We start from the raw sequence: 23,620 nt of genomic DNA, 5'->3' as shown, positions 1-23,620 counted from the left end.
TTCGGTGCAGTCCGTTGTCAAGGCTTGAGCATCGCAAGTTTGTAGACCGCGTGCGGCAAGGACGGAAATCTGCCACACATTCGATCCAGGTCAGGAGACCCATAGTGATTCAGCAGGAATCGCGTCTGCGGGTTGCCGATAACACCGGTGCACGAGAGATTCTGTGCATCCGCGTTCTCGGTGGCTCCACCCGACGTTTTGCTGGCATTGGCGACGTCATCGTCGCTACCGTCAAGGAAGCTACCCCAGGTGGCAACGTTAAGGCTGGCGAAGTCGTTAAGGCTGTTATCGTCCGTGCAAAGAAGGAAACCCGTCGTCCAGACGGTTCCTACATCAAGTTCGATGAAAACGCTGCTGTTTTGATCAAGAACGACAACGAGCCACGTGGTACCCGTATCTTCGGCCCAGTTGCTCGCGAGCTTCGTGACAAGAAGTTCATGAAGATCGTTTCTCTCGCACCGGAGGTGATCTAGTTATGAAGATCCACAAGGGCGATATGGTTCTCGTGATCTCCGGCCCAGACAAGGGTGCTAAGGGTAAAGTCATTCAGGCTTTCCCTAAGACCGAAAAGGTCTTGGTTGAGGGCGTTAACCGCATCAAGAAGCACGTTGCTAACTCTGCTCCAGAGCTCGGCGCTGAGTCTGGCGGAATCGTCACCCAGGAAGCTCCAATCCACGTTTCTAACGTCATGGTTTTGGACTCCGACGGCAATCCGACCCGCGTTGGCTACCGCTTCGATGAGAACGGCAAGAAGGTCCGTATCTCGCGTCGTAACGGGAAGGACATCTAATCATGAGCGAGAACTACACTCCACGTCTGAAGACCCGCTACCGCGAAGAGATCCGCACCAAGCTCAACGATGAGTTCTCCTACGAGAACGTCATGCAGATCCCTGGTGTTGTCAAGGTTGTTGTCAACATGGGTGTCGGCGACGCTGCTCGTGACTCCAAGCTGATCAACGGCGCACTTGAGGACCTCACCTTGATCACCGGTCAGAAGCCAGAGCTTCGCCGTGCCAAGAAGTCCATCGCTAACTTCAAGCTCCGTGAAGGCATGCCAATCGGTGCTCGCGTTACCCTTCGTGGCGACCGCATGTGGGAGTTCCTGGATCGTTTGCTGACCGTCGCACTGCCACGTATTCGTGACTTCCGTGGCCTGTCTGACCAGCAGTTCGATGGTCACGGTAACTACACGTTCGGCCTCTCCGAGCAAACCATGTTCTACGAAATCGACGTTGACAAGATCGATCGCCCACGCGGTATGGACATCACCGTCGTTACCACCGCTACCAACAACGAGGAAGGCCGCGCATTGCTTCGCGAGCTCGGCTTCCCATTCAAGTAAAGCGGTACCGCACCAAGACCTCGGCTCCGGCCGGGGTCTTCGGCGTTTTCCGGGGGGGCTAGTTGAATGCTGGCGGGCGGCGCGGTGAGGTGTAGCGTTGGAACTAGCGGGGCAGGGGCAGCTGTGGCGCTGGCGCTGAGTTTGGCCACGATGCAACGGGACGGAATCGGCCGCGTTGAAGAGGCTTGACTAGGGAGTGCGGTTAGTGCGGAGCGACGTCGGGGGCGGGTTGGTCTGCTGGGACTTCGACTGGTGCTTCGACCGGGGCCTCGGCAGGAGCCTCAACGGGGGCGTCCTGGACTGGAGCCTCCTCGACCGGGGCGGCTGGGATCGGTGCTTCTGCGGGGGCTTCAGCCGGTGCGCCGGCTGGGCCGTTCGCGGGGTCTTGGGTGGGGGCGTCGGCCGGCGGGGCGAATTGGTCGATTTCCTCCGGCAGGGTTTCCTGGCCGGAGCCGCCATCGGCGGTGGCAACGCCCCGGTACTGCCAGCCCACCACGGCGTTCTTCACTGCGGCCTCCAAAAGGTTAGCTGGCTGGATACAGCTAATAGTCAATAGGCGGCCGGGCATGGGGCCGTCGCCCCAAACGGAGGCGTCATCGGCAAGTCCAGACTTGTCGGGGGCATGCAGGTCGGTGGCCTCGTAGACCAGCCAGTCATCGCCGGAGTTCTTGGTGCGCAGGTAAAGCTTGTCGCCGATGGTGACCTTGTGCTCCATGGCGGAACCGTCATAGAGATCATTGAACACGGCGGACACGCCCGCGCCGGTATGGCCGGCGATAACCGAGATGTCGGGGGCGTCGGTGCCGGGGAGAGAATACGGCTTGTCATCGGCAGTGTACGTGCACGCCTTATCCATGGTCTTCGGATTAATGGAGCCGTTGAGCACGCGGCAATTGCCAGGCTCGAACTCCGCGTGGAGTTGCAGGTGCGGGATGTAGAGCTCCACCGCGGCCGAAGGCTCAATGACCGGGGCGGACTCGGCGACAATTTGGCGCTCTTCCAGACCCTCTGGCGGCTTGACGGCCTGGTGGATGGTGCTGGCAATGGCAATCGTGGCCACAACGCCGACGGCGATGCGCAGCTTGCCGGAACGCCACCACGCATTCTTGGCGCGCTGCGTTGCGGATTGTGAGTGACCTGCGGCGCGGACAGCTGCGGCTCCAGCGGCTGTGGTGCGATTCGTGGCGGCGCGATAGGGGGATTGCGGTGCGAACTGCTGTGTCTGTTGCGGGCCACGCTGTGCGCTGCGTTGCGGCGCGACCTGGGAAGGGTAGTCGGTACGTGGTCGCCGCTGGCGGGGCATCTGCTGGCGAGGGCGCTGCGGCATGTGCTGGACCGGGCGGGCGTGCGCGTCGGCGGAGCCGACAGCAGAGTCCGAGCGGCGGCGCGGGGCCGGATTGCGGGTAGCGTCCAAAGCTGATTGGGAGTTGTGGGATCGGACCGTGGAGTAGCGGCGAAGCTCAGAAAACAGACGCCGGGACTTAGAACCGTCATCGGGAGCGCTGTGGCGGCCCATGAGGAAACGCTCCTTTGCGCGCGTAGAGAATATGAACATGCCCATTTTAACGGGTGTCCCAAAAATCACAGGGATAACATGGTGGACGTGGGGGTGTCGTGGGGAAACTTGAGTTGGATGGCGCGGCCGGAGTAATTTTTTTAAAAACATGTCTCTCAATGAAACCGCGGCTGCCGCGGTAAACAAGAAAGTCACGCTTCTGGATGCGTCTTTTGGCCGCTTTGCCGTCCGTTCGATTCTGACGGGCGTGTACCTAGTCATCGGCACGGCGTTGCCGGTTCTGGGACAGGCCGTCGAAAAGCATGCAGAGGGCCTCGGAGCTCCTGTCTTCGCTCTGTTCTTCGGCCTCGGCCTTTTTGCCATCGTTATCCTGGGCGCCGAACTGGCTACCGGCAGCATGATGTATGTAGTCTACGGCGCCATCAATAAGCAGGTTGGCTGGGGCAAGGGGCCTGTGGTTGCTCATCGTGACCACGTTCTTCAACCTCGTCGGTGCGGCTCTCTTCGCAGCGGCAATGGGCATGTCTGCGAAGCTGGGCCATGTCGACCCGACCCACCTCATTTCCACCTTGTCCATGGGCAAGCTGGAGAAAGACCCTGCAGGCCTGTTGGTTGAAGGTATGCTCGCCAACTTCGTGGTCAACATGGCCATTATTGGTGCCGTCTTTGCCAAGGAGATCGTGTCCAAGTTCTTCGTCATCGTGCCGATTATCGCCTGCTTCGTGGGCCTGAGCCTCGAGCACGTTATCGCAAACTTCTGCCTGATGACGCTAACCTTCTTCTGCTCCACCCCGCTGCCTGACGGCTTCACCTTGGGTGCTGTGCTGACCAACTGGTCCCTGGTGTGGATCGGCAACGTCATCGGCGGTGGCTTCCTCATTGGTGGCGTTTACGCTTGGCTCAACAAGGACCCTGAGGTTTACCGCGACTAGGTTGTTATTGTGATGTCTAGTGACTTCTTGGACTCGGAGTCCAGTTAGTTTTTTGACGCGGAGTCCAGGAAGTTTATGGACATGACACTCTAGTACTAGTCGGTCGAAAAAATTGACTAGTGTCAGAGGGGTCTTTTTGTTGCAATAATAAGAGGTAGAACTCTATAAAGGGGCAACACGCGTTGATATTAACAAGCGACACAACAGTTACTTGGTTACCATGTTTATCATGTACCGCGTATTCGAATGCTTCGATGAACTTATTGACATACTAGAAAAGTCCACCGGCGTCCCGATGACCTCAAACTGTATGGTTCCACGGCATCATATGCTTGCTTTGATCGATGAGGCACGTAATGCGCTGCCTAATGAAATTGATGATGCTCAAGATGTGATCGATCAACAAGATGAGATTTTGCGCGGTGCGCAAGAACGCGCACGCACAACAATTGATGAGGCTAACGAGGAAGCTCATCGTAATGTGACGCAGTCCCGTGAAGAAGCCGATGCATTAGTCGCAGACGCTGAAGAACACGCAGAACGCGTGGTACGCCAAGCTCAGGACGAGGCAGATCGTCTCGTGGACGGTGCCCGTCGTGAAGCGGACGATACCGTAAATCGTGCGCAGGCTGAGGCCGAGCGACTTATCGCAAGCGGTAATGATCAATACCAGCGCTCTGTTGACGATGGACTTGCAGAACAACAGCGACTGGTGAGCGAAGCTGAAGTGGTCCGTCGTGCGAACGAAGAGGCCCATAGGGTAGTAGACGCGGCGCATGCAGACTCCAACAGACTGCGCAAAGAATGCGACACCTTTGTAGAAAACAAGCTAGCGGATCTCGAGGAATCCTTGTCGTCTACATTGCGGACGATCTCTCGTGATCGAGCAGCTTTGCGACGTGGTGCCGGCGCGTCCGGCGGTGGGAACCATTCACAGTCATAATTCACCGAAGATATCGTGACGCGAGTACACTAGTGCAACGATGAATACTGAGTCTTCTCCCTTTGTTTTTAACGTTGGAACTTTGGTACGCGGCAGTGCAGTTCCAGCGTCGATGCAGCAGACAGGCCCCAGCCCTGTCCGAATTGGCCCTGCGATGATTGCGATTCCCGAAAACGGTGACGTTACAGTCAATGCCACCATTACTCCACTCGGAGATGCATTAATGGTGGATGCAGATGTGTCTGCGGAGCTCTCTGGTGAGTGTGTGCGGTGTCTCCAGCACATGGCACCGCAGGCGCAATTTCATATTAACGAAGTGTTTGCGTTGACCGAAGACTTTATCACTGGAGATGACGGTGACGGTGAAGACGACGATGTCACGGTTATTACCGGTGACACTGTGGATATTCTGCAAGCTGTTATCGATGAGGCGGGGATGTCACTGCCGTTTAATCCACAGTGTGAAGGCGGTTGTGTGCAGTCGGATTCTGAGGTGCCAGAACCTGATGGTATTGCAGGAGAAACAGAACTAGTTGATCCTCGTTGGGCTGGATTGGAGAAGTTCCTGTGAGCAGGAGAAAAAAGCGCGTCACTGGTGAGCAGGCGCTACGACTTGAATTCGAGAGCGTTGATCACCAACCACTGATTGATGCGTTGGGGGTTGACATCCCACGTGAGCTACTCGTGCTGGCGTTAACACACCGTTCGTTTGCAAACGAAAATGGCATGCTGCCCAACAATGAGCGCCTAGAATTTCTAGGCGATTCCGTCTTAGGACTTTCTGTCGCAGGGCAGTTGTATCAGCAGTACACCTCGAGCCCTGAAAGCGATATTTCCAAGATGCGCGCGAATATTGTGAGCCGTTATGGGCTTGCAGACATTGCTCGCGAAATTAACCTAGGGCAGCACATTTTGCTGGGTAAAGGTGAACAGCTTCACGACGGTCGCAGCAAAGACTCAATTCTCGCAGATACGACGGAGGCGCTTCTCGGCGCTATCTACCTAGCGCATGGTTTTGAAATTGCTCGGGGCACGGTGCTTCGTCTGTTCAAGCACAAAATTGATACGGCAAGCGCTACGGGTCTTCACCAAGACTGGAAAACCACCTTGCAAGAGCGTTTGGCAGAGCGCAACCTTGAGATGCCAACATATACTTCTACTGTTACAGGTCCAGAGCATGAGCAAACTTTCACAGCAGAGGTTGCAGTTCATGGCACTGTGCTAGGAACTGGTGTTGGAACAAACAAAAAACTTGCGGAGCAAGCTGCAGCCCACAAAGCGGTTGGCTTCCTTCAAGATAATCCCGCGTTTGTCTAACAACTCGGAGGATCTTCATGCCTGAGCTTCCCGAAGTTGAGGTTGTACGTCGCGGGCTTACACCTTATGTGCTTGGCGCAACTATCACTGATGTTGCCGTTGAGCACCCCCGCAGCATTAGGACAGTCGAAGGCGGGGCCGCCGAACTCATAGGGTCGCTACGAGGTCGTGAGGTCACGCGCATAGGTCGCCGTGGCAAATTTTTGTGGTTTGAGCTTACAAGCCATGGTGATTCTGCATGCGGATCTCCCCAGCAAGGGCTACTGGTTCATTTGGGAATGAGCGGTCAAATGCTGATAAAAGCTCAAAACTCGACTCTGCATCCTCATCGTAGAATTCGTACCACAATTGTTCGCTCAGATGCTCAGGAATGCTTCGAACTTTGGTTTGTCGATCAGCGCACTTTTGGTTATTGGGCGCCCACCACATTTGTAGAAACTGCTCACGGTTGCGTTCCAGAACAGATCACTCACATAGCGCGTGATCTTTTGGACCCTCAACTTAAAAGAGAAAATCTAGCGCGATTGATCCGCAAGAAAAATAGTGAGATTAAAAGAGTTCTGCTTAACCAAGAAATTGTCTCTGGAATAGGCAATATTTACGCCGATGAGATGTTGTGGGCTGCACGAATCCATCCACAAACTTCTGCGTCGCATTTGTCTGTCGCACAATTAAGTAATTTGCTCGAACACGGTCAGCGAGTCATGAACGCGGCTTTAGACAAAGGAGGAACTAGCTTCGATTCTCTTTATGTTAACGTCAATGGCCAATCGGGGTATTTTGATGTATCGCTTCATGCATACGGCCAGCAAGGCCAAGCGTGCGATCGCTGTGGTACGAATATTATCCGCGAAAAGTTTGCTAACCGCTCGAGTCATTTTTGCCCACGTTGTCAGCTTATGCACTAGGCCACAATGAGTGATCGACATAGCATTGTCGCGGAAAACGTTATCAAAACCATAGGTAAATTTACGTGATGGCTGCATGGGCCAGTACTATTTCACTCTATGGAAAGCCTGCAGACGTTCATCACAGATGACATTAACGATAATTATTGGAAGATCATTCCATTTCTTCTAATAGCAGCCGGTTTTTATTTCGCGTGGCGCACGATCCTCGTCCAAATTCGGATGATTCCGGATATGTTCCGAGCAGTCGTGGAAAAGAACGACACCCTAAAATCTCATACTGACGCAGAAGGTATCTCTGCATTCAAGGCGTTTACAATTTCTGCTGCTTCACGTGTGGGAACCGGAAACGTTGCAGGTGTTGCAGTGGCAATCACCCTAGGCGGTCCTGGTGCCGTGTTCTGGATGTGGATGATTGCTCTGTTGGGTGGTGCAACTGCATTCGTGGAATCAACACTGGCACAGCTGTGGAAAACTAAAACTGATGACGGCACCTATCGTGGCGGCCCTGCGTTTTATATGACGCGTGGACTGAACGCGAAATGGTTGGCCGTCGTTTTTGGTGTAGCGATCACTTTTACTTACGGCTTTGTGTATAACTCGATTCAGTCGAACTCTATTGCTGAGGCTGTAGGAGAATCGCTGGGTACGAGCGATAATCAATTCAAAATTATCGTTGGCGCAGTATTGGCATTGCTGACTGGTGTCATCATTTTTGGTGGCGTGCAGCGCATTGCGAACTTCACCCAAATTGTGGTTCCTCTCATGGCGCTGGCTTACATGGTCATCGGCATTATTGTGCTGGTACTTAACATCGAAAAGATTCCTGGCATGTTCGGAGACATTATTTCGCATGCTTTGGGTTTCCAAGAGATCGCAGGTGCCACTGTTGGAGCGGCTTTCATGAACGGAATGCGTCGTGGTTTGTTCTCTAATGAAGCAGGACAAGGCTCTGCTCCCAATGCAGCAGCTACTGCTAATGTTTCGCACCCAGTAAAGCAAGGACTGGTACAGACTTTGGGCGTTTACTTTGACACCATTCTCGTGTGCTCGATTACCGCGTTTATCATTTTGCTGAGCGATCCAGAATATGGTGCAGACGTTAGAGGTGCCACGCTTACCCAGCAGGCATTGAGCGGAGAAGTCGGTGCGTGGGGTACACACTTCATCACTGTTATTTTGTTCTTCTTGGCGTTCTCATCGGTTATCGGTAATACATTCTTGGCACAGTCCAATATTGAGTTCTTTACGCAATCGAAGATCACTATGACGATTTTCCGTTTGATCGTTGTCGCTTGTGTATTTGGTGGCGCAATTGGTCCATTGCCGTTGGTCTGGGCTTTGGGCGATACATTCGCTGCAACCATGGTGGTTATTAACCTGATCGCTATCGTGCCTCTGGGTGGCGTGGCGGTTGCTCTGCTTAAGAACTACAACCAGCAAAAGGCTAAGGGACTTGATCCAGTATTCCACCGCGATATGCTTCCGAATGTTCGTAACGTCGAATGCTGGGACGGGTCTGATCCGGTCACGCGTCGCGATCACAAGATTGTGCGCGAAGTCTAATGCATGATGCGAATGCACGGCTCACTGCGTGGGTACTTGGCACAGTACAGGGAGTGGGATTTCGCTGGTGGGTGTACTCCCAAGCAAAGGAACTCGCATTGGCTGGTTCTGCTTCCAATCTTGTCGACGGTCGCGTCTGCGTAGTGGCCGAAGGCCCAAAGCATTTGTGCGAAGAATTATTGCGCAGGCTTTCCGCGCATGATCATTCGGGGCGCCCAGGCCGAGTTGATACGGTTGTGGAGCGCTGGTCTTCACCCAAGGGGGAAGTAGGGTTCCGCACTCGCTAGTGCAGGTTTGCTAGAATCCCACGAGTGTATTTAAAGTCGCTGACGCTTAAGGGATTCAAATCGTTTGCGTCTGCCACCACGCTAAAATTCGAACCCGGAATCTGTGCAGTTGTTGGCCCTAATGGTTCCGGAAAATCGAACGTTGTGGATGCGCTCGCGTGGGTTATGGGGGAACAAGGAGCTAAGAACCTGCGCGGCGGCAAAATGGAAGATGTGATCTTTGCTGGGGCAGGAGATCGCAAGCCGCTAGGTCGCGCCGAAGTAACTTTGACGATCGATAATTCTGATGGTGCTTTGCCTATCGAGTACACCGAGGTATCAGTAACTCGCCGAATGTTTCGAGATGGTGGCGGCGAGTATGAAATTAATGGGCATAAAGCGCGTCTGATGGATATCCAGGAGCTTTTGTCCGATTCCGGCATAGGCCGTGAAATGCATGTGATCGTTGGTCAGGGGCGACTATCTCAAATTTTGGAATCGCGGCCTGAAGATCGCCGAGCTTTTATTGAAGAAGCTGCTGGTGTGCTGAAACATCGACGACGAAAAGAAAAAGCTCAGCGCAAGTTGGTAGGAATGCAGGCGAATCTCGATCGTCTTAGTGACCTCACAGCAGAACTTGGTAAGCAGCTCAAGCCCTTGGCTCGGCAGGCTGAGGCAGCACGCAAGGCCGCAACCATCCAATCTGAAGTCCGCGATGCTCGATTGCGCATTGCTGGTTATCAGATTCATTCGTTAGCGAGCTCGTTAAAAGACGCGCAGTCGCATCATGATTCCATTGCGGAAAAACTTGAGGAAGTCACCGAACAATTAGAAGAAGCAACAGGAGCACAACTTGAGGCGGAAGATGCTTTGGGGAAGATTAATCCTGAGGCGGAAAAATCCCAGCAGTTGTGGTTTGAACTGTCCTCATTAGCTGAGCGGGTTTCTGCTACACAAAGGATTGCTACGGATCGTGCGAAAAACTTTTCAGAAGTACGGTATTCGGGTCCGGATCCAGATGAGTTGGCAGAAAAAGCTGCACGCGCTGATGCCGAATATGCAGAAGCAGAAGAAACCGTAGACATTCTGAGCGAACGGTTGGAATCGATCCAAGACAATGTTGCTGAGCTTGAGGAGCGAGCACAGCGTGCGGATCGAGAGCATTTGGCCCAGGTTCGTGCTATTGCTGATCGCCGCGAAGGAATTGTTCGGCTCCTAACTCTTGAAAGTCAGCAGCGGGAGCACATTGTTGCTGCTGAAGCAGAGCTAGAGCGGTTGCGTGAAGCGGAATCCGATATAGCTGCTCAAGCTCGGAGCAAGGACGCAGAGCACAAAGACTGTCAAACGCAGGCGCAAGAAGCACGTTCACGCATTGAACCATTATCGCAGTCACGTGATGCTGCTCTGAATGAATCTCGTGCCGCAGATAGTCGATTGGAACAGCTACGAGAACAACAAAGCGACATCGATAAATCGATATCGCGGTTGGAGTCCAAGATTGAGACGCTCGAATCGCATCGGATGACTCGAAATGCGGTCGAACAATGGGAAAAGCTGCAAAGTTTCTATGGGGTCGACCGCTACATTATTCCTCAGCGCGGCATGGAAAAAGCAATTGCGGCCGCGTTGGGGCCGGTTGCTGAGGCGCTAGTAGGAGAAACTACAACAGCTGAACTACAAGCACTTGATATTGAATCACTGGCGCGTCACATCGTTATAACTCCAGGCGAAGACCATGATTGGCGACTCGCTACGGATTTGCCTCATTACGCCTCGTGGCTGCTGGATTATGTTGAATTAGCTCCAGAGGTAAGTTCAACGATCGTTCAAATTTTGGCAGATGTGGTGCTCGTAGATTCCTATGAACACGGACGTGAAGTGGTCAACCACGATCCGCGGTTGCGTGCTGTGTGTGTAGACGGAACGATGTGGGGCCATGGCTGGGTTGCCGTTGGGTCTGCAGAGCGATCTGCTGTCGAGATTGCTGCTGAAATCGACCAAGCTGAAAAGGATTTAGAAGTAGCTCGCCTGCAACGGGTGGAGCTTGCTGGCACGCTCAACGGTGCGCATCAGGCTGCTGATGAGGCACGCGTGCGGTCCGCTCAGGCGCAAGCAGTGTGCCGCGAACAAGAAATTGTCGTTGAAAACTTATCTCGGCGAGTAGAAGCTGTCTCGCATGAGGCAGAAGCTAGGAAACAGGAACTTCGTCGGCACGCGTTGCGGGTCCAGGAAGCCCAAGACCGGTTGAGCCAACTACGACTGCTGTGGGAAGAGACTTCTGATCGATTGTCGCGAGTAGAAGAAGATAACTCAGAAGAGGAACCTTCAACCAGCGAACGTGATGAAGCCGCAGCTGCGTTATCTCATATGCGATCTATGGAAGTAGAGGCTCGGTTGAGCCTACGTACTGCACAAGACAAAGCCGAACATATCCGAGGACGCGGTGATGGGCTTCGTCGTCAAGCAGAATATGAGCGTCAGGCGAGGGCACGTCATGATCAAGCTGTGGCGCGGCAGCGTCGAAAAGCGGAAATTGCGAGCGTGGTGGCGCAGCAATGCCTCGTGGTAGCTGAGCGTGTTGACGATGCGCTTGCTCGTGCAACTCAGTGGAAAGAAAATGCGATCGCACAACGTGGAGTCATCTCTGCTCGAGTGTCTGCGGCGAAAGATACAGTTTCCGCGCTTCGAACGAACGCGAATCGTTTAACGGAGAAATCTCATGCTGCGGAATTGTCATTAGGACAAGCGCAGGTACGCCTTGAAGAAGCTCACGAGAAAATTGTTGAGCAATTAGGCATTGCGATTTCAGATCTCATGCGTGATTACACACCTCATGAAGGCTTTGATATTGGAGCACAACGAGTGCGCCTGAAAAATGCGGAAAAAGATCTCAATGCCTTAGGAAAAGTCAATCCGTTGGCGCTCGAAGAATTCAAAGCACTAGAAGAGCGCTATGAATTCCTGTCTACGCAGTTAGCTGACGTGGAACAAGCACGACGTGATCTTCATGGCGTTATCAACGACGTAGACGCCAAAATTCTGCAACTTTTTACCGACGCTTGGAAAGACGTAGAAGCCGAGTTTCCTCGGGTATTTGCCACCTTATTTCCAGGTGGTGAGGGACGTCTTGTGCTCACCGAACCACACGATATGTTAACGACTGGTATCGAAGTAGAAGCTCGACCTCCTGGGAAACGAGTCAAGCGCCTGTCGTTGCTTTCAGGTGGCGAGAAGTCGTTGACTGCATTGGCGATGTTGGTTGCCATCTTCCGTGCGCGCCCATCTCCGTTCTATGTGATGGATGAAGTCGAGGCGGCGCTTGACGACGTCAACCTGCGTCGACTTATTGCACTGTTCCAAGAACTACGTGATGACTCACAGCTGATCGTTATTACACACCAAAAGCCGACAATGGATGTAGCAAACGTTTTGTATGGGGTGACCATGCGTGGTGACGGTATTACGCGGGTAATTTCGCAGCGAATGACACCAGACGTCACCAAGCTTCCTGAGCCTCAACCCGCAGAGTAGACTAACCTGCGAACGATTTAAGATCGCACGCGAATTCGTTGTATTGTTTTTGTCTTGTCTTTTTCATCTCACGACCTGTCAAGACACCGAAAGAAAGAGGATTCATGACCGAGCCAGTTCATCCAATTGCAGATCTCACCGACTCACTTCTTGGATGGGCATCGCAAACCGAATTGGAACTGGCTCAACGTTTGGCTGGAGGCGGACTCGTCATCGCCGCGGGGCTTAGCGACGATGAACTTGAGCGTATTGAGCGTCTCTACGGCATTTTTCTTACCCGTCAGTTGCTCGCTGGTGCCGATTTCGCTGCACTGATTGGTGTAAGTCCTGCGTTGACATTGACCACCTTGGTGGCTCGTGCTCGTCGCGTAGTCGAAATCGATGATTTTGTTTCTGAATTCCTAGGTGGCCTTGGACTTGCAACCGATGAGTCTTCGGTTATCGACATCGATGAAGCAACAGCTGCTATCATGGCCGCAATTCCACAGTCTTTAGCTCGTTTTGAGCTCCTTGGAGCACAAGAGGCAACGGATGCACTTTCAGCCATTGTTTCTTTGTGCACGCAAGCTGGAATTGTGAACAACGAAGTTCCGGCATTGTTAGAGTACTTGGACGCGGTCAATGCCGAAGGAGCTGTGTCGAGTGAAGATCTTGTTGCAGCGATTGCTCAACAAGAAAACCTCCCATTGTTGGCTACTGCATTACAGATTGCGCCTGCCGCAATCACAGAACTTATTGATGGTGTAGCAGCTGTTCGACAATTTGCGGTGGACCATCATGACTCGTGGTTTGACCGTTCGCGCGAACATCTCACACCACAATTGCCGCGCCCCATTGAGTTCTCTGTAGTGTCAGAACTTCGTGAACGCCCCGTGGGCACAGTTGATCGTGAGGCTTCAGTCGGTGTGGCAAGCCGTGAGATGCGCCCTCGTATTCTATTCGATGCTGATCGAAGCAAAGTGTATCTCCGCTTGCCTGAGCAGCGCCTTCCGATTGCCGATGACGGTACTCGTGGCGAGATTACGTGGCGTGTGAGCATTGAAGGCACGACAAAGATCTATCACACCGGTAGTCCATGGGGAGATACCAGTGGCTTTGCCGAATCATTGGATGTTCATATTGAGCGGCCTGTTCGTGAACTGACGGTTCAAGACGAGACGAACGAAATTACGTGGACTGTTCCCGTACTGGCACATGATGATCCTGCGCTAGTTTTTAGCTCCCGTGGCACAAATGTTACAGATAAGGTGGCTTTGCATCACCAGAGTCTTATCGTGGTTACGCCTCAAGATGTGACGTTGACAGATGTGGTGAGCGGTGATGACATCGTGGCCGATTCCGAGACAGCTGTTGAGGGATGGGACAAATGGGTAGCTCGCTATCTTGATGTTTCTCATGTGACGTCGTTGTCAGCGGTAGAACCTGGCAAAAATGCCAATATGGAAACGCTGCGTAGTATTGATCCACGGCAGCGTGTTCGGTTCCTAGCTCCCAGTGAGCCAGTGGATTTTCTGAAAACTACCGGTGGGCTTCCTGTTCATTCGGAATCGCTCATTGCTGAGTTTCCACCGACTCCTTCTGGGCGCACCGAAACATGGTTCTTGTCTATTTCTTCCTTCGCTGGTGCTGGAGTTGCAGGCGATGAAATTACTGCGCCCGAGCCACTAGAAATTCCTGCAGAAGGCGGCGCTTTTGCTGTTTTCGATCCAGAGCTTTACGACGCTCCGTGGGTGGGCGAATACCTCGTACGTTTGCGCGGTCCGCGTAACGAGAGTTTCCGCCATGAGTTTGCGATCGTCGAAGGTGTGCAAGCAAACGTCAACATTGTGGGCGCTTGCCGTTCTTTCCGCATTCCATCAGGTGGCGGACTAAGCGAGACTGTTTTAACTTTGCGTTCTGGGGCTAAAGAATTTGCTGTAGAGCCCCACGAGGTAGTGGTTGGACCTCAGCAGCCAGCAGCGGACCTTGTCGTTTCCACTGAAGAAGGCGACCAGCTGCCGCTTCGTTTTACACCACCACGTTTGAATTTCGAATTGCCTATGGTGTCGGAGCCACCAATGTGGCGTGCAAGCCGTGTCACGTTGCGTCCACGCGATGTTGATATGAAGGCTTCCTTGCGCATCCGTGGTACAGGGATGCTAGGTGATCCTAAAGTAACCGTACGAAACAACCATGGTGCACCGATTAAAACAGCCAAGCTGTCGAGTTGTGATGGCGGTCTTACTTATGTAGCGCCGATTTCTGCAATCGCTAGCTCGACTAATAGCGTTCCTTCGGGTCGTATCGACTTTGAATGGACGGACCCGATGAGTGATCGTCGTGTGTCGGTTGCTCTTGCAGACATTCAATCGACTGAGCCGGAAACTATGGAGCTGGTTGATGGAATTATCACGGTGACTGGTGCAGGGGAGCGCGGTCTCGGAGTGTGGGTGTGGCCTGCAACCGCACCATGGGAAACCGCTCGCGCATTCTCGGTCATCGATGGTCGCGTGGTGCTTCCAGAACAGTTGCGTGACGCCGGTCCATTAGTTGCACAGCTGCATATTAAAGATCCGTTCATGACATTGGTAACGCCCGTTGCTAGTGGCGTGACAGCGGTAACACTGGATCAACCTGGCCATTATGTAGGTACGGATCCTAACCTAGGCGCATTGTCAGCATTCTTGGCAGGGGAGACCGAAGAGGTCCCTGATGCCAACGAAATCATGCCAGTGCTCTGGGACATGGTGACTACCGGTGTTGCACAAGGTGAGTCCGCCCGAGCTGTTCGCACTGCATTTGTAAGCAATCCCAGCGCAGCGCTTACTGGCCTGTCGGAGTCACTAGTCCCAGCGGAAAAACAGCCTGGCAGGGTTGTAGAAAGTGGACTTGTTCGTGCGAAGTTCACCGCCTCCAACGATGAATCTGGGTCCTCGCATCACCGCGCACCTTGGATTGCAGTCCTTGAGCTCTTGGGCTCCCTTGACGCAATGACTGATCAATCTGGTAAGCCGATTGAACTGGAAACAGATGCCCCTGCGCCTGCTGGTAAGAAGCTGAGCGAGGGGGTCGTCGCAAAGCGTGCGTTGTTAGCCGAAATTAAGGAGCTGGCCGGCGAAAATGCGGTAGCGATTGTCAAAACGGCTCGTGATACCACTTTGGACACAGCATGTATTGACCAATCCACGGTTGCTATTGCAGGTATGGCAAAAGCTCAACAAGAAGCATTGCTTGAGATGTTCTTCTCGCGGTCGAAGATCGTGCCAGGCTTAATCATGGACGACGGCAACCGACTTCTTGCTGTTTTTGAAACGTTTAACAAGCGTGTTGAGCTAAACGAGCTACTGGCAAGTGAAGGACTCATCAAGTCTGCTGTGACATTGCTACGTACCCTGCGGAGCACAGATAAGAACCTTTATTCACTGGCACGAATCAGGTTTGACAAGCTCGATGGTGTTGATACGAACGCGCCAGAAAACATGTGGTCGCTTACCCCTGTTGTTTCTTTGGTGTTGGCTCTAGCTGCCCGCATGCATGCCCATGGATTTATTTCTTCGAACAAAACGCTCGATTCCGCAACACCCGGTTGGGCAAAACTTGCTGATATCGTTCCTGATCTTGTCACCGGAGATCTCATTGCCGCAGATGCCATCATTTTGGCCATGAAGAAACCAGGAATTGCGTAAAGCATCAGTGCTGCGGGGGGCTATCGTAGCCCCCAAAAGGTGTAAAAGCCACGGCAATTTGCCACTATTAGATGTATGAACCTCATCCCGATAGTCGTCATTATTGCCGTGGTTGTGATTTTCGCCGTTGTTATTGGCGTGATCATTGCCCAGCGAAATAAAAAAGCGAAGACCGTAAGCTTCGAATCCGCCGCAGATTCAGAGCAGAAACAACTTACGCAACAGCAGCGATCTGGAAACTACCAAGCACAAGGAGAGTTTTCGTTCGCGCCCGCGCAGGCGCCTATGGCTGTTAAAGATGCAGTCCCTGCTACGCCGCCCGTGGGCTCGATTCAGGAACCTGAGTTGCCGCATGAAGAAGCTCCCATTGTGGATTCCGAGCAACCTTTAGATCACCAAGTGGAATCTGAATCTGATGCAGACAAAGCAGCAGAAGAAGCTCAAGCAGTTGTAGAAGAGGCTGCTCAGCTGCGTGAGGAAGAACAGCTTCGCGTAGAAACTGAGCAAGCTGCTCGCGATAATTTCGATGCACTCGAAGAATTTGACAAGCCTCAACCTGATACGAACAACGCTGCAGAGACTGAGGCTCAAGAGGCTGCTCTGGCTGCTGACGTAGTAGCTGAGGCTGCAGCTGAGGCGCGTGAAGTATCAGAACCATCGGATGTAGAAGAGGCACCGGTTGCCGAGGCTGTCACGGATTCCATTGATCCAGCAGTTGGTCGAATTGGACGTTTGCGTGGGCGCCTCGCGCGTTCCCATAACGTGTTCGGTAAGTCTGTCTTGGGAATGCTATCGGCTGGCGACTTGGATGAAGAGGCTTGGGAAGATATCGAAGCCTTGTTGATTCAGGCGGATCTTGGCGTTGGAATCACCACGGCTGTTGTTGATCAGCTACGTCAGCTGATCGCGGAACGCGGTGTAGAAAACGAGGCACAAGCCCGCGCTATGCTACGTGAATGCCTCATTAATGCGTGTAAGCCTGAACTCGATAGGTCTATTAAAGCGATGCCTTACGACGGCAAACCCGCCGTTGTATTGGTTGTAGGCGTAAATGGCACTGGTAAGACCACGACGACCGGAAAACTTGCTCGTGTATTGGTGTCATTGGGGCACTCGGTGGTGCTGGGCGCAGCTGATACTTTCCGTGCTGCAGCCGCAGATCAGTTGGAGACGTGGGGACGTCGCGTAAATGCGCATACTGTCCGTGGTGCTGAAGGCGCGGATCCAGCATCGGTTGCGTTTGATGCCGTGGCTTATGGCGTAGATTCTCATGCTGATGTCGTTCTTATTGATACCGCCGGACGCTTGCACAATTCTTCCAACTTAATGGATCAGCTGGGCAAGGTTAAGCGCGTGGTGGAAAAGAAGGCTGTCGTCGATGAGGTTCTTTTAGTTCTTGATGCTACGACGGGCCAAAATGGTCTGGCTCAGGCACGGACGTTCTCTGAGGTAGTCAATATCACCGGTGTGGTATTGACCAAGCTAGATGGTACGGCGAAGGGCGGAATTGTTTTCCAGGTCCAAGAAGAATTAGGTGTACCAGTGAAATTGGTTGGTTTAGGAGAAGGCTCTGATGATCTAGCGCCTTTCGAGGTCGAAGGGTTCGTCGACGCTTTACTAGGCTGATGTGCCGTGGTGCTTAATGCACCTTAAGCTTGTATGTCCCCCTTTTATCGTTGTTTCTATGAGCATGTAATTGTTCAAATAACGGCTGAAAGGGGGATTTTTATGTCTATTTTTAAGATGTTTTTCGTGGTGATAGTGGCGTATATCGGCTGGGGTTGGTCCATCTCGTTCAGACACCATGGTGTCGCGGGAGTTTTTGCGCATCCCTTTGAGTTCTTTGGACTGCACAATGCAGTGATCACAGACGACAGGAACATCGTTGACGGCAGCCACGGATATGCCAATGTGATAGATATCGGGTTTCAACTTACATTTGCTGCGATTGCTACCGCGTTGATTTCTGGTGCCAATGCAGAGCGAGTGAAATTTGGTACATGGCTTACGTTTGTTGGTTTGTGGGTCACTCTGGTTTATTGCCCATTAGTTTGTATGGTGTGGAATGATGACCTACTTTCAGCAGCGTCTGAAGACATAGCAGCACATCTATTTGGTACTCATGATGGGCGTGCAGCTATTGCGCCGATCGATTTTGCAGGTGGTTCGGTCATCGAGGTGTCCTCAGGTGTATCGGGCGTGGTGCTTGCATTGGTCGTCGGCAAGCGTCGAAGTTTTCTGCGCTCTCCGCAACGTCCGCACAATTTTCCGATGGTGATGCTAGGCGCGGCGTTGTTATGGTTTGCATGGTTGAGTTTTAATGGTGGATCAGCGTTTGGAGCCAACGGAACTGCCGCATTGGCATGGATGAATACGACTGCAGCAGGGGTAGCCGAGCTTTTGGGGTTGATTGAAAATATCGATTGCGTTACGACGACACCCTAGACATCGTAGGCGTCCATCTGGTTTCAAAGCTGTCCACGTCGAAACCGCCTATGACAATGCTGGTTCAGAGTTTCGCTAAACTAGTCCCCGTATGCACGAGGTAGGAGTGAAAACTGTTGCCTTATGTCGAGGTACAACATCGTGAGGAGATCCCCTATGAAGCTGGTGACGGCTATCGTCAAACCTTTCACCTTGACGGATATTAAAGATGCCCTAGAGCAAGTGGGCGTTCATGGCATGACAGTCACCGAATCTCAAGGTTTTGGCCAGCAAAAAGGTCACACTGAGGTTTACCGTGGTGCAGAGTATGCAGTTGATTTCGTACCAAAGATCAAAATTGAAATAGTGATCAATGATGACTTGCTAGACGACGTTGTTAAAGCAATCGTTGATTCCGCACACACCGGAAAGATTGGCGACGGAAAAGTGTGGGTTACTACGGTCGATGACTTGATCCGTGTGCGCACCGGCGAGCGCGGCGACAGCGCGGTCTAGATTCATTGTCAATGATGCCTTTTTCTGCCACGCCGGCTGATATCCGAGAACGAGCCTGTGAGCAAGCATTAGCTGTCATCTCGCAGCTTCAGATTCCCCCTAGTTGTGCAATCGCCGCTACGGGGTCTTTGGCGCGACGCGAGATGACAAGTTATTCGGATATTGACCTTATTCTTTTACATCCGGAAGGCAGTATTCCTTCAGGGCTAGAACACTTTTGGTATCCCATTTGGGATGCAAAAATCCGGTTGGACTATACCGTGCGCACTCCCAAAGAATGCGCCGATATGATTTCTGCCGAACCTACGGCAGCATTGGCATTACTAGATATTTCTCATTGCAGCGGAGATCCACAGTTAACGGCGACAACCCGCGGCGTCGTGCTAGAGCAATGGCGTCGGGAACTGAAGAAAAATTTCAACGATGTGACTGATACTGCGATTGCTCGGTGGAATCGTTCTGGATCCGTTGTGGACATGACTCACCCTGATCTCAAGCATGGGCGGGGTGGGCTACGAGATATTGAGCTGATCAGAGCATTAGCTCTAGGAAACCTCTGTGACAAACGTCCTCTTAGTGAGGAACGCCAACTATTGCTCAACATACGTACAATGCTTCATCAACATGCGGGCAGGGCACGTGATGTGCTCGATCCAGAATTTGCTGTTGACGTCGCTTTGGACTTGGGATGTGAAGACCGATACGACTTATCGAGAAGCTTGGCAAAAGCTGCACGCACTATCGATGATGCCACTAATGCCGCATTGTCTACAGCGCGCAATCTGCTCCCGCGGCGAAGTAGCGTACGAAAAGCAGTACGTCGACCAGTTGATATTGATGTTGTCGAAGTTGACGGGACTCTTGCGTTGTCGAGAACCCCAAATCTGGAGGATCCCAGCTTAGTGCTTAGAGTTGCTGCAGCAAGCGCGCGAACAGGCATGACGATTTCGGAATCAACGTGGAAACAACTCGAAACTGTTCCTAGCATGCCACCTACATGGCCGAGTGCTGCTGCTAGCAACTTTTTTGCATTGCTTAGTTCTTCGGTACATAGTCAACGAGTTATCCGAGAACTAGACGAGCATGGATTTTGGTCAGTAATGATCCCACAATGGGAGCATATTAGGGGACGTATGCCTCGTGAATCCGTGCATATTCACACTATTGATGTTCATAGCATGGTGGTAACAGCCAACTGTGCAGCGCAAAGTATTCGAGTTGCGCGTCCTGATCTGTTATTCCTTGCGGCCTTATTCCATGATATTGGCAAGGGGTATGGGCGTCGTCATGAAGAGGTCGGCGCAGAATTTGTCGTCGATATGGCTACAACGTTGCGGCTCAACCCCTCTGATACTCAAATCGTAGAGACACTAGTCGCACAGCACACCATAATTCCGCACATTGTTGGACGCTATAACCCAACAAGCACGGAGGCGATAGACAAACTCCTTGATGCGGTCAACTATGACCTATTGACTCTTGATCTGCTAGAGGCACTTGTTGAGGCGGATGCCCAGGGGACTGCCCCTGGGGTGTGGAGCGCAGTACTGCGATACGGCACACGAGAGCTGTGCGCGCAGGCGCGGCAACGGCTTACCGCTATCGTCCCTAATCCACCATCGCTGAGTGCTGTCTCGCCACTGTCCTTAACAGTTGTTAAAGACACCTTGCCAACAGGGAAGAACTATGCGGCAGAAGTGGAATGGTCTGGTGACTATGTCAGGGAGATAGTGCGCGTCTTAGCATTGATAGCTGCGAAGGAATGGAACATTGAATCCGCAGAAATTGTTGTGACGTCTTCGGATGATGAACCAGCATCTGAAAACGGCTCGGTGGGAGTTTCAACGCGTATGAGGGTATATAACCGACTCGGTACGCGTTTCGATTCTGCGGAATTTGAGCAGGCGTACAAGTCAGGCGTGTACTCGTCCTTACCACCGCTAGATCGTGGAAAATGCGCGAGTTTCTGGGTCGGTAATATCTTGGAAGTGCGCACGACAGATCGTCGAGCTGCACTAGGCCACTTATTAGGAGTGCTACCTGACCTTAAGTGGGCGCGGATGTCTAATCCAGGTGCCACGATGATTGTGCAATGCGAGTTGAAAGATGGCTTTGATCGCTCCAAAGTTGAGCGTGATGTGACCCGCGTGCTCACCAACGGTTAGCATAGGTACGTTAAAGATAATGGGTCTGGGTGTTGCTGCGCTGCATCGCCGATCTCCACGTGTCATATGGTTGCTGGAGAAATAAAGTTTTAGAGGAGAGTACGTCTCGTGTTTGAATCCCTATCTGACCGGCTCGGCAATGCCCTTTCTGGGTTGCGTTCTAAGGGCAAGGTTACTGAGGCTGACATCAATACCGTTGCCCGAGAGATCCGCCTTGCGTTGCTCGAAGCCGATGTTTCATTACCTGTCGTTCGTGGATTTATCTCGAGGATAAAAGATCGTGCGTTAGGCGTTGAAGTCTCCAAAGCGCTTAATCCAGCAGAGCAAGTTATCAAGATTGTTGATGAAGAGCTAACGGGAATTCTTGGTGGCGAAACACGACGATTGAACCTAGCGAAGAACCCGCCAACGGTGATCATGTTGGCTGGTTTGCAGGGTGCTGGTAAGACCACTCTCGCAGGTAAATTGGCTAAGCACCTGGTGGAACAGGGGCATACTCCGATGCTGGTTGCTTGCGACTTGCAACGCCCCGGCGCTGTTCAGCAGCTGACGATCGTTGGTGAGCGAGCAGGTGTTCCTACCTTTGCGCCGGATCCAGGTACCTCTATCGATTCCAGTGATCATGAAATGGGTACATCCCATGGTGACCCAGTAGCAGTGGCACAACAGGGTATCGCAGAAGCCAAGCGTACCCAGCATGATGTTGTCATCGTCGATACAGCTGGTCGCTTGGGTATCGATGAAGCCTTGATGACGCAGGCTCGTAACATTCGTGATGCCATTAATCCGGATGAAGTTCTGTTTGTCATCGACGCGATGATTGGTCAAGATGCAGTTAATACTGCAGAAGCTTTCCGCGATGGCGTGGATTTCACTGGTGTTGTTTTGACCAAGCTTGATGGTGATGCCCGCGGTGGTGCAGCGCTATCTATTCGAGAAGTCACCGGCAAACCGATCATGTTTGCCTCTACCGGTGAAAAGCTTGAAGACTTCGACATTTTCCACCCAGAGCGTATGTCTAGCCGAATTCTCGGCATGGGCGATATGTTGACTCTGATCGAACAAGCAGAAAAGAAACTCGATCAGCAACAAGCACTGGAAACTGCACAAAAGCTCGGTACTGGCGAACTTACTCTCGACGATTTCCTGAACCAAATGCTGATGGTGCGTCGAATGGGGCCACTAGGCAACATTTTGAAGATGCTGCCTGGTGGAAAAGCTATGTCGGACATGGCGGATATGGTTGATGAGAAGCAGCTCGACCGTATTCAGGCGATCATTCGCGGCATGACTCCAGCGGAGCGCAACGATCCAAAGATCTTGAACGCTTCTCGACGCAAGCGTATTGCTCTTGGTTCAGGAGTTTCGGTAGCCGAAGTTAATCAGCTTGTAGAGCGCTTCTTTGAAGCGAAGAAGATGATGAACAAAATGGCTGGCCAGTTCGGTATGGGTGGTGGATCGCGTAGTGCTACCAAGAAGAAGCCCAAAGGTCGAAAAGGTAAAAACGGTAAACGTAAGCCTGCTAAGAATCGCAGTGGCGGAATGCCGAATATGGGCGGTATGCCGGGTATGCCGAACATGGCGGAATTGCAAAAACTTCAGCAGCAGATGGAGCAGGGTGGCGGTATGCCAGGGATGGGAGGATTCCCTGGAATGCCTAAACTTCCAAAAGGCATGGAAAATATTGATCTCAACAACCTTGATTTCGGTCAAGGCAAGAAGTAATAGATTTGCTTTATAGCGGTGCTGCTGACGCATTCTGATTTGAAAGTGTCGGCGGCACCGACTATATTTACTGCAGTTGTCTGTAGTAGGGCAGCTTGTATTCTTTTCCTGCGTCATACCGTCACCGTCTACGGTCGGCCGGTGTGAGTCACCGCAGGTAAATCAAGGGATGAACCGGTTCGCTAAAAGGTGAACGTCTGTACTTCCCAGTGACCCACATAAAGGAGCCATCATGGCAGTTAAAATCAAGCTTCAGCGCTTGGGTAAGATCCGTACTCCTCACTACCGTGTAGTCGTTGCAGACGCTCGCACTCGTCGTGACGGTAAGGTCATCGAGAACATTGGTATCTACGAGCCAAAGCAGGATCCATCTGTAATCAAGATCGATTCTGAGCGCGCACAGTACTGGTTGGGTGTTGGCGCACAGCCAACCGAGCCAGTTCTTGCTCTGCTGAAGGTTACCGGTGACTGGCAGAAGTTCAAGGGCCTTGAGGGTGCAGAGGGCACCTTGAAGGTTGCAGAGCCTAAGCCATCCAAGCTCGAGCTGTTCAACCAGGCTCTTGCAGAGGCTAACGAGGGCCCAACCGCTGAGGCTATCACCGAAAAGAAGAAGAAGGCTAAGGAAGAAGCTGCTGCTAAGGCTGCAGCTGAGGCTGAGGCTGCTGCAAAGGCTGAGGAAGTTTCAGCTGAAGAGGCTGCTGAGTAAATCAGTTTTTTAACCCCACGATGCTTAATGATCCTACCTGCGGGTAGGGGAAGTATCGTGGGGTTTTCTCATATCATTACGAGGTTTGAGATTCTG

The 23,620-nt window shown here is 52.4% G+C and carries 19 protein-coding genes and 1 pseudogene; 19 read left to right on the top strand and 1 reads right to left on the bottom strand.

What is annotated here, in order from left to right; all coding sequences use genetic code 11:
* Positions 1–104: 104 nt before the first annotated feature.
* Genes rplN through rplE form a run of 3 tightly spaced genes read left to right on the top strand, consistent with a single transcriptional unit; the run spans position 105 to position 1,344 of the window.
* Positions 105–473, top strand: coding sequence for a 50S ribosomal protein L14 (gene rplN / locus AT687_RS07540; RefSeq protein WP_004566763.1), 369 nt, complete (start codon positions 105–107; stop codon positions 471–473).
* A 2-nt stretch (positions 474–475) separates the two neighbouring features.
* On the top strand, positions 476–790 hold the full coding sequence (gene rplX, locus AT687_RS07535; protein ID WP_047928727.1) for a 50S ribosomal protein L24: 315 nt from the start codon (positions 476–478) through the stop codon (positions 788–790).
* Positions 791–792: 2 nt separating this feature from the next.
* Positions 793–1,344, top strand: a complete 552-nt coding sequence (rplE, locus tag AT687_RS07530) for a 50S ribosomal protein L5 (protein ID WP_014303592.1) — start codon at positions 793–795, stop codon at positions 1,342–1,344.
* A gap of 202 nt (positions 1,345–1,546) precedes the next feature.
* Here rplE and AT687_RS13105 read toward each other — a convergent pair whose 3' ends face one another.
* A complete protein-coding gene (locus AT687_RS13105; protein WP_227889236.1) occupies positions 1,547–1,912 on the bottom strand; it encodes a hypothetical protein in 366 nt (121 codons plus the stop codon).
* A 54-nt stretch (positions 1,913–1,966) separates the two neighbouring features.
* Between AT687_RS13105 and AT687_RS13100 the strand changes: the two genes are divergently transcribed.
* From AT687_RS13100 to rpsP, 16 genes and pseudogenes are all read left to right on the top strand, one after another.
* Positions 1,967–2,476, top strand: a complete 510-nt coding sequence (locus AT687_RS13100; protein WP_227889235.1) for a hypothetical protein — start codon at positions 1,967–1,969, stop codon at positions 2,474–2,476.
* 532 nt (positions 2,477–3,008) lie between these two features.
* A pseudogene (locus tag AT687_RS13095) lies at positions 3,009–3,792 on the top strand (formate/nitrite transporter family protein).
* 229 nt (positions 3,793–4,021) lie between these two features.
* Entirely contained in the window at positions 4,022–4,735 is a 714-nt protein-coding gene (locus tag AT687_RS07515) for an SPFH domain-containing protein (RefSeq protein ID WP_041727257.1), read from the top strand.
* A 40-nt stretch (positions 4,736–4,775) separates the two neighbouring features.
* Positions 4,776–5,306: a YceD family protein gene (locus AT687_RS07510; protein WP_014319171.1), complete on the top strand. Its 531-nt coding sequence runs from the start codon at positions 4,776–4,778 to the stop codon at positions 5,304–5,306.
* Entirely contained in the window at positions 5,303–6,052 is a 750-nt protein-coding gene (gene rnc, locus AT687_RS07505; protein ID WP_014319170.1) for a ribonuclease III, read from the top strand. The genes AT687_RS07510 and rnc overlap by 4 nt, the downstream gene beginning before the upstream one ends.
* Before the next feature lie 17 nt (positions 6,053–6,069).
* Positions 6,070–6,960, top strand: a complete 891-nt coding sequence (gene mutM, locus AT687_RS07500; protein WP_014302094.1) for a bifunctional DNA-formamidopyrimidine glycosylase/DNA-(apurinic or apyrimidinic site) lyase — start codon at positions 6,070–6,072, stop codon at positions 6,958–6,960.
* Positions 6,961–7,059: 99 nt separating this feature from the next.
* Positions 7,060–8,526: an alanine/glycine:cation symporter family protein gene (locus AT687_RS07495; protein ID WP_014319169.1), complete on the top strand. Its 1,467-nt coding sequence runs from the start codon at positions 7,060–7,062 to the stop codon at positions 8,524–8,526.
* Positions 8,526–8,813, top strand: a complete 288-nt coding sequence (locus AT687_RS07490; protein WP_014302092.1) for an acylphosphatase — start codon at positions 8,526–8,528, stop codon at positions 8,811–8,813. The genes AT687_RS07495 and AT687_RS07490 overlap by 1 nt, the downstream gene beginning before the upstream one ends.
* A 24-nt stretch (positions 8,814–8,837) precedes the next feature.
* Positions 8,838–12,323: a chromosome segregation protein SMC gene (smc, locus tag AT687_RS07485; RefSeq protein ID WP_014319168.1), complete on the top strand. Its 3,486-nt coding sequence runs from the start codon at positions 8,838–8,840 to the stop codon at positions 12,321–12,323.
* A gap of 104 nt (positions 12,324–12,427) precedes the next feature.
* Complete coding sequence (locus AT687_RS07480; protein WP_014302090.1) at positions 12,428–15,988, top strand: hypothetical protein; 3,561 nt, start codon at positions 12,428–12,430, stop codon at positions 15,986–15,988.
* Between the two features lie 75 nt (positions 15,989–16,063).
* Positions 16,064–17,614 carry a signal recognition particle-docking protein FtsY gene (ftsY, locus tag AT687_RS07475; RefSeq protein WP_014319167.1) on the top strand — a complete coding sequence of 517 codons (1,551 nt, stop codon included), beginning with the start codon at positions 16,064–16,066 and terminating at the stop codon, positions 17,612–17,614.
* Between the two features lie 102 nt (positions 17,615–17,716).
* Positions 17,717–18,433, top strand: coding sequence for an ammonium transporter (locus AT687_RS07470; RefSeq protein ID WP_014319166.1), 717 nt, complete (start codon positions 17,717–17,719; stop codon positions 18,431–18,433).
* Positions 18,434–18,589: 156 nt separating this feature from the next.
* A complete protein-coding gene (locus tag AT687_RS07465) occupies positions 18,590–18,928 on the top strand; it encodes a P-II family nitrogen regulator (protein ID WP_003852015.1) in 339 nt (112 codons plus the stop codon).
* Positions 18,929–18,939: 11 nt separating this feature from the next.
* On the top strand, positions 18,940–21,093 hold the full coding sequence (locus AT687_RS07460; RefSeq protein WP_014319165.1) for a [protein-PII] uridylyltransferase: 2,154 nt from the start codon (positions 18,940–18,942) through the stop codon (positions 21,091–21,093).
* A 108-nt stretch (positions 21,094–21,201) separates the two neighbouring features.
* Positions 21,202–22,818, top strand: coding sequence for a signal recognition particle protein (gene ffh / locus AT687_RS07455; RefSeq protein ID WP_014308468.1), 1,617 nt, complete (start codon positions 21,202–21,204; stop codon positions 22,816–22,818).
* 232 nt (positions 22,819–23,050) lie between these two features.
* Entirely contained in the window at positions 23,051–23,524 is a 474-nt protein-coding gene (gene rpsP, locus AT687_RS07450) for a 30S ribosomal protein S16 (RefSeq protein ID WP_014310552.1), read from the top strand.
* Positions 23,525–23,620: the final 96 nt, after the last annotated feature.

Origin of the sequence: Corynebacterium diphtheriae (assembly GCF_001457455.1) — a bacterium.
In the GTDB taxonomy this organism is placed as follows: Bacteria; Actinomycetota; Actinomycetes; order Mycobacteriales; family Mycobacteriaceae; genus Corynebacterium; species Corynebacterium diphtheriae.
Note: the sequence above shows the minus strand (reverse complement) of the source record. Positions and strands in the feature narration are given on the sequence as shown.

What these genes read in the sequence shown, in the direction of transcription:
- ftsY (WP_014319167.1), top strand. Translation starts at nt 16,064, where the DNA reads ATGAACCTCATCCCGATAGTCGTCATTATTGCCGTGGTTGTGATTTTC.
- AT687_RS07460 (WP_014319165.1), top strand. Translation starts at nt 18,940, where the DNA reads ATGATGCCTTTTTCTGCCACGCCGGCTGATATCCGAGAACGAGCCTGT.
- mutM (WP_014302094.1), top strand. Translation starts at nt 6,070, where the DNA reads ATGCCTGAGCTTCCCGAAGTTGAGGTTGTACGTCGCGGGCTTACACCT.
- AT687_RS13100 (WP_227889235.1), top strand. Translation starts at nt 1,967, where the DNA reads ATGCAGGTCGGTGGCCTCGTAGACCAGCCAGTCATCGCCGGAGTTCTT.
- AT687_RS07465 (WP_003852015.1), top strand. Translation starts at nt 18,590, where the DNA reads ATGAAGCTGGTGACGGCTATCGTCAAACCTTTCACCTTGACGGATATT.
- AT687_RS07510 (WP_014319171.1), top strand. Translation starts at nt 4,776, where the DNA reads ATGAATACTGAGTCTTCTCCCTTTGTTTTTAACGTTGGAACTTTGGTA.
- AT687_RS13105 (WP_227889236.1), bottom strand. Translation starts at nt 1,912, where the DNA reads ATGCCCGGCCGCCTATTGACTATTAGCTGTATCCAGCCAGCTAACCTT.
- AT687_RS07495 (WP_014319169.1), top strand. Translation starts at nt 7,060, where the DNA reads ATGGAAAGCCTGCAGACGTTCATCACAGATGACATTAACGATAATTAT.
- rpsP (WP_014310552.1), top strand. Translation starts at nt 23,051, where the DNA reads ATGGCAGTTAAAATCAAGCTTCAGCGCTTGGGTAAGATCCGTACTCCT.
- AT687_RS07470 (WP_014319166.1), top strand. Translation starts at nt 17,717, where the DNA reads ATGTCTATTTTTAAGATGTTTTTCGTGGTGATAGTGGCGTATATCGGC.
- rplE (WP_014303592.1), top strand. Translation starts at nt 793, where the DNA reads ATGAGCGAGAACTACACTCCACGTCTGAAGACCCGCTACCGCGAAGAG.
- AT687_RS07480 (WP_014302090.1), top strand. Translation starts at nt 12,428, where the DNA reads ATGACCGAGCCAGTTCATCCAATTGCAGATCTCACCGACTCACTTCTT.
- AT687_RS07515 (WP_041727257.1), top strand. Translation starts at nt 4,022, where the DNA reads ATGTACCGCGTATTCGAATGCTTCGATGAACTTATTGACATACTAGAA.
- AT687_RS07490 (WP_014302092.1), top strand. Translation starts at nt 8,526, where the DNA reads ATGCATGATGCGAATGCACGGCTCACTGCGTGGGTACTTGGCACAGTA.
- rplX (WP_047928727.1), top strand. Translation starts at nt 476, where the DNA reads ATGAAGATCCACAAGGGCGATATGGTTCTCGTGATCTCCGGCCCAGAC.